This is a genomic window from Parvimonas parva (genome assembly GCF_016552165.1).
GTDB classification, from domain to species: domain Bacteria; phylum Bacillota; class Clostridia; order Tissierellales; family Peptoniphilaceae; genus Parvimonas; species Parvimonas parva.
Window position 1 is genome coordinate 1 of the sequence record NZ_JACVDA010000033.1, and the last position, 8,856, is coordinate 8,856.

Annotated in this window: 7 protein-coding genes; all 7 read right to left on the bottom strand. The window is 32.1% G+C overall.

Annotated features, from left to right (window positions below; translation table 11 throughout):
• Positions 1-283: 283 nt before the first annotated feature.
• The 7 genes from fusA to rsxC all read right to left on the bottom strand — a co-directional run bounded on the left by fusA (position 284) and on the right by rsxC (position 8,493).
• Positions 284-2,347: an elongation factor G gene (gene fusA / locus IBJ83_RS08035; RefSeq protein ID WP_201276045.1), complete on the bottom strand. Its 2,064-nt coding sequence runs from the start codon at positions 2,345-2,347 to the stop codon at positions 284-286.
• A gap of 601 nt (positions 2,348-2,948) precedes the next feature.
• On the bottom strand, positions 2,949-3,782 hold the full coding sequence (locus IBJ83_RS08040; RefSeq protein WP_201276046.1) for an RnfABCDGE type electron transport complex subunit B: 834 nt from the start codon (positions 3,780-3,782) through the stop codon (positions 2,949-2,951).
• Between the two features lie 10 nt (positions 3,783-3,792).
• The gene (rsxA, locus tag IBJ83_RS08045) at positions 3,793-4,368 is read right to left on the bottom strand and encodes an electron transport complex subunit RsxA (RefSeq protein ID WP_068474366.1); all 576 of its coding nucleotides are present in this window, start codon (positions 4,366-4,368) and stop codon (positions 3,793-3,795) included.
• Positions 4,368-4,982, bottom strand: a complete 615-nt coding sequence (rsxE, locus tag IBJ83_RS08050; RefSeq protein ID WP_068474358.1) for an electron transport complex subunit RsxE — start codon at positions 4,980-4,982, stop codon at positions 4,368-4,370. The genes rsxA and rsxE overlap by 1 nt, the downstream gene beginning before the upstream one ends.
• 10 nt (positions 4,983-4,992) lie before the next feature.
• Complete coding sequence (locus IBJ83_RS08055) at positions 4,993-5,571, bottom strand: RnfABCDGE type electron transport complex subunit G (protein ID WP_068474356.1); 579 nt, start codon at positions 5,569-5,571, stop codon at positions 4,993-4,995.
• Entirely contained in the window at positions 5,571-7,157 is a 1,587-nt protein-coding gene (locus IBJ83_RS08590) for an RnfABCDGE type electron transport complex subunit D (RefSeq protein ID WP_333473026.1), read from the bottom strand. The genes IBJ83_RS08055 and IBJ83_RS08590 overlap by 1 nt, the downstream gene beginning before the upstream one ends.
• A gap of 10 nt (positions 7,158-7,167) precedes the next feature.
• Positions 7,168-8,493: an electron transport complex subunit RsxC gene (gene rsxC / locus IBJ83_RS08065; protein ID WP_068474353.1), complete on the bottom strand. Its 1,326-nt coding sequence runs from the start codon at positions 8,491-8,493 to the stop codon at positions 7,168-7,170.
• Positions 8,494-8,856 lie beyond the last annotated feature (363 nt).

Below are 8,856 nucleotides of genomic sequence, written 5' to 3' on the forward strand. Positions count from 1 at the left end.
TTCTCCTTTAATTCTAACATACAGGTTATGTTTTTTTATAATTTTTGGTCTCACATCATTTACAAATGTACATTTTTGCATTTTTTATGACAAAATAATTATAAAAAAAAATACAGATAAGCTATATTTTTTTATAACCTATCTGTATTTTTTGTGCAATATTATTTTATTATATATTAACTTTTTTGAAATCTCTCTTGTCCAATAAATTTATTAATCTAAACATATTCCTCATAATAAAAACTGACCTTTTAAGTAAAGCTAAAAGGTCAGTTAATTTTATCTATTTATCTTCTTTTTTTGACTCTTCAATGATTTTTTCTGCGATATTTGCAGGTACTTCTTCGTATCTGTCAAATTCCATTGAAAATTCTCCTCTTGCATGAGTCATTGACCTCAAGTCGATAGCATATTCAAAAAGTTCTGAATGTGGTGCCTCTCCGATTACAAGTTGAGTTCCGTCTTCAAGCATTTCCATACCTAAAACTTTTCCTCTTCTCTTGTTCAAGTCACCCATTACATCGCCCATATAAATTTCAGGTATTCTTACTTCTACTTTCATTATAGGTTCAAGTAAAACAGGTTTTGCTTGTTCCATACCTTTTTTGAAAGCTATTGAGGCTGCAATTTTAAATGCCATTTCGTTTGAGTCAACAGGGTGATATGAACCGTCATAAAGAGTTGCTTTTAAATTTACAACCGGATATCCTGCTAAAATTCCTTTTTCAAGACAATCTCTAATTCCTTTTTCAACTGCTGGGAAGTAATTTCTTGGAACTGCCCCACCGAAAACTTCTTCAGCAAATTCAAATTCTTCTGTTGATGGTTCAAATCTCATAAATACATCTCCATATTGACCTGCACCACCGGATTGTTTTTTATGTTTACCTTGAACATCTGATTTTCCTTTAATAGTTTCTCTGTATGCAATTCTTAAAGGAACGATATTGGTTTCAACACCATAAACATTTTTAAGTTTATCTAAAACAACTTGAAGTTGAACATTTCCTTGTCCACCGATTAAATGTTGTTTAGTTTCTACATTTCTTTCAGATACGAAACTTGGGTCTTCTTCATGTAATTTATGAAGAGATTGTGAAATCTTATCTTCATCATTTTTAGATTTCGGTTCTATCGCAAAATAAAGATTTGGTTTTGGATATTTAATCTTCTTGTAAAGAGTTTTATTTTGTTTATCACAAAGAGTATCTCCTGTTTCTGTTAAATTAAGTTTTGAAACTGCACCAATATCCCCTGCAACTATTTCAGAAGTTTCCAACTGAGTTTTCCCTCTCAAGAAGAATAATCCTGCCGACTTATCCATTTCATCTTTTGTAGAGTTAAAAATTTCAGTATCTTTACTAATCTTACCACTCATAACTTTAAAAATTGAAATTCTTCCAACGAATGGGTCAACAATAGTTTTAAATACAACTGCTGAGAAAGGCTCATTTACACAAATATTTCTAACATTTTCATCTTCATTTCTAAAGCCTCTCTTCGCTCTCTCGTCATTTGGAGCAGGCATATAATCTGTGATGATATCAAGTAACATATCAATTCCGGCACCTGTTGTAGCAGAACCACAAATCAAAGGAACAGCTGAACCGTTTAACAATGCACTTGTAACACCTTTCATAAATTCTTCGTGGCTAAACTCTTCACCGTCAAAGAATTTTTCCATAAGTTCGTCATCAGTTTCTGCAACAACTTCTACGATTGTATCATAAACGTGATTTACTTCTTCAACTCTTATTTCAGGAATTTCAACTTCTTTTCTTTCAAATCCATCATATTCATAAGCTTTTTTATTTAAAACATCAATAATACCTTTAAAATTTTCACCTTCACCTAGAGCAAGAGTGAAAGGAATAACCTTTTTACCAAAAGCGATATGTAAATCACTAACAACTTTTGCAAAATTTACATTTTCTTTATCCATCTTGTTTACAAAAATAATTCTTGGTAATTCAATATTTTCAGTATATTTTAAAACTTTTTCAGCTCCAACTTCTATACCGTTTTGCGCATCTAAAACAACCAAACAAGCCTCAGACGCTCTAAGAGAACTGTAAACTTCCCCACTAAAATCAAAATACCCCGGAGTGTCAATTAAATTTATCTTAAAGTCTTTCCACTCAACTGGTGCAATAGCAGTTGAAATAGAAACTCCTCTTGAAATTTCTTCTTTATCAAAATCAGTTACGGTATTTCCGTCCTCAACCTTGCCAAGTCTTTTTAAATTGCCAGTCTTATAAAGTAAAGCCTCACAAAGAGAAGTCTTCCCACTGGCACTATGCCCAACTAACGCAAGATTTCTAATCTTTTCTGTTGAATATGATTTCATATTTAATTCCCCCTAACATTTCGTAAATATAGATAAATTAATACCTTAGTGATATTATAATATGGAAATGTTTTCAAGTCAAGTTTTTTTGTAAAAAAATTAAAATAAAAACACCCTTACAAATAGTTTTTTTATAAAAAAAATCCAGTATTTAATTTTAAAAACTGGAATTTTCATTGAATTTATTTAATTTTTTTAATTAATTGTAATATACATTCAAATACAATCAACAACAAAACATACAATACCATAAATTTTATGATATCTTGTTTATATACTATTAAAATTATCAAAAACGTTATAACTGAAATCAAATACTTTTTAAAAAATTTATTTACTACCATAATTAATATCTCTATTTTGTAAAATAAATTGCCAAAATATTAGATGCTAAAACAGCAATCCATAAGCTAACAAAATACTAATTTTTTTCTTAATTTTCATAACAAACCCCCAATTTTTATAACTTAAGTTAAAAAACGCTTTTGATATATTTATTGTAACATAGAAATAAAAAAAAAACAATGTTAAATTTAAAATAACTCCATATATAATCTATATAATTAAAACAAAAAAAGAGTGAGTTTAAACCCACTCTTATCTATGCTACTTCATTTACTTTTTCAGCCATTTTCTTTAACAATCCCGGATGAATTGCATTTGTAGGACATTTATCTGCAGCTTGTAAAAGTAATGTTTCGTCTAAGCCTTGTGTATAATTTACAACTGCTAGATTATTTTCAATAGTAAATGCCTCAGGATAAACTCTAGCACACATTTTACAACCGATACAACCAACTTTACAAGCATTCTTTACAACATTTCCTGCTGCAAAACTCTTACATTTAACCATAACTGTTTGTTCATAAGGAACTAAATCAATTAAGTTCTTTGGACAAATATCTATACATTTGTTACAAGCTGTACAATTTTCTTTATTTACAACTGCAAGTCCATTTATCATATCTATTGCATTAAATCCACAAACGTCTTGACAAGTACCACAGCCTAAGCAACCATAAGCACAAGTCTTACTTCCTCCTTGCATTGAGTTGTTTACCCTACAATCTCTAATGCCGGTATATATGTATTTTTCTTTTGCAAATTCTTTATCTCCTTGGCACATTACACAAGCTACCATTCTTTGAACTTCTCCTGCCTCTGTTCCTAAGATTCTTGCAAGTCTTGCAACTAAGTCGGCTCCTCCAACAGGACAAGCATTTATTCCAGCTTTTCCTTCTGCAATAGCTTTTGCAAGTCCATCACAGCCTGGAAATCCACAAGCACCACAGTTTGCTCCTGGTAATTCTCCTCTAACTTGTGCAACTTTTTCGTCAACTTTTACAAAAAATACTTTTGATGCGAATGCAAGTATCAATGCAAATAAAATACCTAAAATACTAAGTACCAAAACTGGTATCATTATTTCATTCATAATCTCACCTCTATACTAAGCCAGCAAATCCATAAAATGCTAAAGACATAAGTCCAATGGTAATTAAAGTAATAGGTACACCTTCTAAGTTTTTAGGAACTGCTGTTAATTCCATTTTTTCTCTTAAAGATGCTAAGCAAACAATGGCTAATAAAAATCCAAGTGATGCTCCTAAACCATTAAATATTGTTTCTAACAAATTATATTCTTTTTGAATATTTGTAATCGCAACCCCTAAAACTACACAGTTTGTTGTTATAAGTGGTAGGAAAACTCCCAGCGCATTATAAAGATTTGGACTCATTTTTTTAAGTACCATTTCAACAAATTGAACTAAAGTTGCTATTACAAGTATGAACACGATAGTTTGTAAATATTGAAGTCCTAAAGTATCCAATATTGTCTTTTGGATAAACCAAGTTACTGCACTTGAAATTGTGATTACAAATGTAACTGCCATACCCATACCAAATGCTGTTTCAACTTTATTTGATACACCAATCAATGGACAAATTCCTAAGAATTGTCCCAATACATAGTTATTTACTAAAATTGATGCAACTAAAATTTTTAATATCGTAGCCATTAGTTACCTCCTTCTTTTTTAGCATTAACTTTTTTATTTAAAATATTAAATCCTGCTACTAAAAGTCCAAGAATTATAAATGCTCCCGGAGCTTGTGTAATAACACCTATACTTACATAATTTTTTCCAAGAATTGGAAAGCCGAACCAAGTTCCATTTCCTAAAAGTTCACGAACACTAGCTAAAACAACTAATGCACAAGTAAAACCGATACCTTGTCCAACACCATCAATCATAGATGAGAAAACTGAATTTTTTGATGCGAAAGACTCTGCTCTTGCTAAAATCAAACAGTTTACTACTATAAGTGGTATGAAAAGTCCAAGACTTGCATTAAGTGCCGGTATGTAAGCTGACAAGAACATTTGTACCAATGTTACGAATGTCGCTATAATTACTATATAAGCCGGTATTCTAACCTTATCAGGAATAAATTTTCTAAGCATTGAGATTACTATATTTGAACAAGTTACTACGAATACTACTGAAAAACCCATACCAATCGCATTAACAACACTAGTTGTTACGGCTAATACAGAACACATACCAACTAATTGAACAAGTACGGGGTTGTTTGAAAATATACCATCAAAGAAAATCTTTTTTAATTTCATATTATCCCTCCTACTTTCCAACATCTGCTAAAGCATCTATTGCAGCATTTAAACCGTTTAAAACTGCATTAACACTTATTGTTGTTCCTGTTATTGCTTGAATATCATTGTCTTTGTCCGGATGCAAGTTTTTAACTAAATGTTCAGTAACTTTATTTCCAACAACGCTTTGTGCATATTCAGGAGTTGTTACTCTACTTCCAAGTCCAGGTGTTTCATTATGTTTTAAAACTTTAAATCCAACGATAGTTTGGTTTTCAATATTTATAGCCATAAGCATTGAAATATCTCCACCGTAACCATTCTTTCCTAGTGTTTTAAAAACATAACCAACTGTTTTATCTGATTTTTTAGCAATTTCTACTTTTTCTATATTTTTTATCTTTGTTTTTATTGAATTAAGTTTTCCTTCTTCTAAAGTTTCAAATTTATCCGCATCAGCAAAGACTTCTTTTAGAGCATTTTCATATTCTTGCTTTTCTCTTTGTTGAATAACTGGAGAAGTAAAACTATTTGCAAAGGCAAGAATTAAACCTGCGATTGCTGTAATTAAAAACAATCTTACTGTTAATCTAATAGTTTCTTTCATTATTTTTTAACTCTCCCTTCTCCAAAAACTTTAGGGATACAATATTTTTCAAGAAGTGGTGTAAATATATTCATAAATAGAATTGAATAACTTACCCCTTCAGGAAGTGCTCCTAAATTTCTTATAAGGGCGGTAACTACCCCACAGCCTATTGCAAAAAATATTTGAGCTTTTCTATTTACAGGAGCTGATACATAATCAGTAGCCATAAAGAATGCCCCTAATACAAGTCCACCCATTAAAAGTTGAATTGGCAAATCTGCTATTGGTGTTCCGGTTAATGCTAAAACAACTGCTGTTGTTGCTATAAACACAGCTGGAATTCTAATTTGAATAACTCCTCTGTATAACAAATATCCAGCACCGATTAATAAGCATATTGTAGAAACTTCCCCAATACAACCACCTCTAACACCGATAAATGCCTCCAAGAAGTTAACAGGAGTTCCTTTTGACAACGGAGTTGCAAAAGTTGTAGCATCTAATGATGAATAAGTTGATGAATTTAATAAATTTGAAATTCCAGCATTTGGAGCAACATAATTACTCATAGCAGTTGGGAATGATGCCATTAATGCAGCTCTTGCAGCAAGTGCAGGGTTCATAAAGTTCATTCCAAGTCCACCATATAATTGCTTAACGATTATAATGGCGAACATACTTCCAAGCGCTACCATCCAGAATGGAATAGTAACAGGAACGTTAAATGCTAAAAGCATACCTGTAATAACTGCTGAAAAATCATTTATTGTAATAGGTTTATGAGTTAATTTTTCATAAAGATATTCTGACCCAACAGCAAATCCTACTGCTACTAATGTAACAAGTAATGCTCTAAGTCCAAAGAAATAAATTCCGGCAAGTAAAGTTGGAATAAGTGCAATAACAACATCTCTCATAACTGTACTAACTGTTTCTTTACTTCTCAAGTGAGGAGATGAGCCTACAAATAACTTGATTTGTGGTTCTTCATTACGTCCACCTCTAGCAGGTCTTTCTCTTCTTTCTCTAGCAGGAGTTTCTGAACCCTCTTGAGTAGTAGCTGTTCTTTCACGTCTTTCTCTTGCAGGACGTTCAGCTCTTTCTCTAGGTTCTCTAGGCGTTCTCTCGCGTCTTTCCCTAACCGGTCTTTCTGTTTTTTCTTCAGTAGTTTCAGCATTTTCCACCACTTCAGAATTTTCTGTATTTTCTTCTGCCGTTGCTCTAGGTCTTCTCTCTCTTGGAGTTCTTTCTCTAGGCTCTCTTGCAGGTCTTTCACGTCTTTCTCTAACCGGCCTTTCTGTTTTTTCTTCAGTAGTTTCAGCATTTTCCACCACTTCAGAATTTTCTGTATTTTCTTCTACAGTTGCTCTAGGTCTTCTCTCTCTTGGAGTTCTTTCTCTAGGCTCTCTTGCAGGTCTTTCTCTTCTTTCTCTAACTGGTCTTTCTGTTTTTTCTTCAGTAGTAGAAATTTCTTCAACTTTTTTTGTTTCAACTTCCTTTACTTCTTCAATACTTTCAGTTACGACCTCAGTTTCTTTTACCTCAATGTCCGTTCCGTTTTCTAATTCAGAAGGGACTTCAACTTTTAAATCTTTTTCGTCCATAGTACCCTCCTTATGCTCTCTTTCCTTTACCTTGTTTTCTAACTTCAGCTTTTCCAAGTCTGATTGCTTCAACTAAAGGTCTATTTGACGGACAAATATATGAGCAAGAACCACATTCTATACAATCCATTAAATGTAATTTTTCAGCCTGTTCAACTCTATTTTTCAAAGTATATAGCTGTAAATACAAAGGCTGTAAGTACACAGGACAAATATCAACACATTTACCACATCTAATGCAAGGACTTACAGCTTTAGGTGCGCTTTCCTCTTGAGTCATAAAAAGTAATCCACCCATAGCTTTTCCAGTCGTAACATTTGGAGTGTATTGAGTTTCTCCCATCATAGGTCCACCGGAAATAATTTTTCCAGGCTCACTTTCATATCCACCGATAAATTCTACAATATCAGAAATTTTTGACCCAACTCTAACCATAACATTTTGTGGTTCTTTAAGAGCATGGCCTGTCATTGTAACTAATTTTTCATATAAAGGTTTACCATGTAAAACAGCATCATTAATAGCAATTGCAGTATTCGCATTTATTACTCTTATTCCAACTGCAGAAGTTGATGATCCAGACGGTACAACAATTCCAGTTGTAGCTTGGATAAGTCTTTTTTGGTCGCCTTGTGGATATTTAGTCTTTACAACACTAACAGTTACCTCAGGATAAGATTTTGATGCCTCTTGCAATTTTTCAATAGCTAAAGGCTTATTATCTTCGATACCTAAAATACCTTTCTTAGCCCCCATAGCTTTCATAGCAAGCAAACACCCCATCACAACCTTTTCAGGATATAATTCCATCATAAGTTGGTCACTTGTTAAATATGGCTCACATTCAGCGCAGTTTATTATTATGTAGTCTGTAATCTGTCCTTCTCTAGCTGTCAATTTTACATGAGTTGGGAACCCGGCACCACCAAGTCCAACAATTCCAGCTTCTTTTATGGCATCTAGTATGTCTGTTGCGCTTACTTCATCAATAGTTAAATTCTTTTCTTCATAGCCTAATTCGTCCAAACCATCATTTTCAATAGTTACACCTTGGCATACAACACCGGTTGCAGTCATAATTTCATCAATAGACTTAACTTTCCCGCTAACACTTGAATGAACATTAGCAGAAATAAAAGCTGAGGCCTCACCAATCTTTTGTCCAACTTTTACCAAATCATTCTTACTAACCAAACAAGTAGCAGGCGCACCTGAATGTTGTGATAAAGGTATCGTTACTGTCTTTGGTACAAAACCGAAATTAACAGGTTTAGAATTAGTCAACTCTTTAAAGTCGTGGATATGCTTTCCACCTTTAAAAGTGTTCACGCTCACTTTATTCACCTCTTTTTAATATCACAAATTTTTTTAAAATTTTTCAATAAATAAATCCTATACATAATCTTAAATTAAGATTAAAATTATGTTATGTAAAAAATAATTTTAAAAACTTGTATTCATAATTATTTTACACCATTTTTACTTCAATGTCAATTTAATCTTAAGTAGTGAATTGATAAAAAGTAGCAAATCATCTTAGATTTTTAACTTTAATTATAAATATTTTTTATTGATAATTATTTATTGATTATAGTATGAAATTTATTCTTAATTTTGAATCAATCCTAAATTGCAAGAATAAATTAGCCACATAAAAATAATTCTCTAGGTGTTTTGTAATTGAATATTTTTTTAGGA

Coding starts and splice junctions, on each gene's coding strand:
- fusA (WP_201276045.1), bottom strand. CDS start 2,347: ATGAAATCATATTCAACAGAAAAGATTAGAAATCTTGCGTTAGTTGGG.
- IBJ83_RS08040 (WP_201276046.1), bottom strand. CDS start 3,782: ATGAATGAAATAATGATACCAGTTTTGGTACTTAGTATTTTAGGTATT.
- rsxA (WP_068474366.1), bottom strand. CDS start 4,368: ATGGCTACGATATTAAAAATTTTAGTTGCATCAATTTTAGTAAATAAC.
- rsxE (WP_068474358.1), bottom strand. CDS start 4,982: ATGAAATTAAAAAAGATTTTCTTTGATGGTATATTTTCAAACAACCCC.
- IBJ83_RS08055 (WP_068474356.1), bottom strand. CDS start 5,571: ATGAAAGAAACTATTAGATTAACAGTAAGATTGTTTTTAATTACAGCA.
- IBJ83_RS08590 (WP_333473026.1), bottom strand. CDS start 7,157: ATGGACGAAAAAGATTTAAAAGTTGAAGTCCCTTCTGAATTAGAAAAC.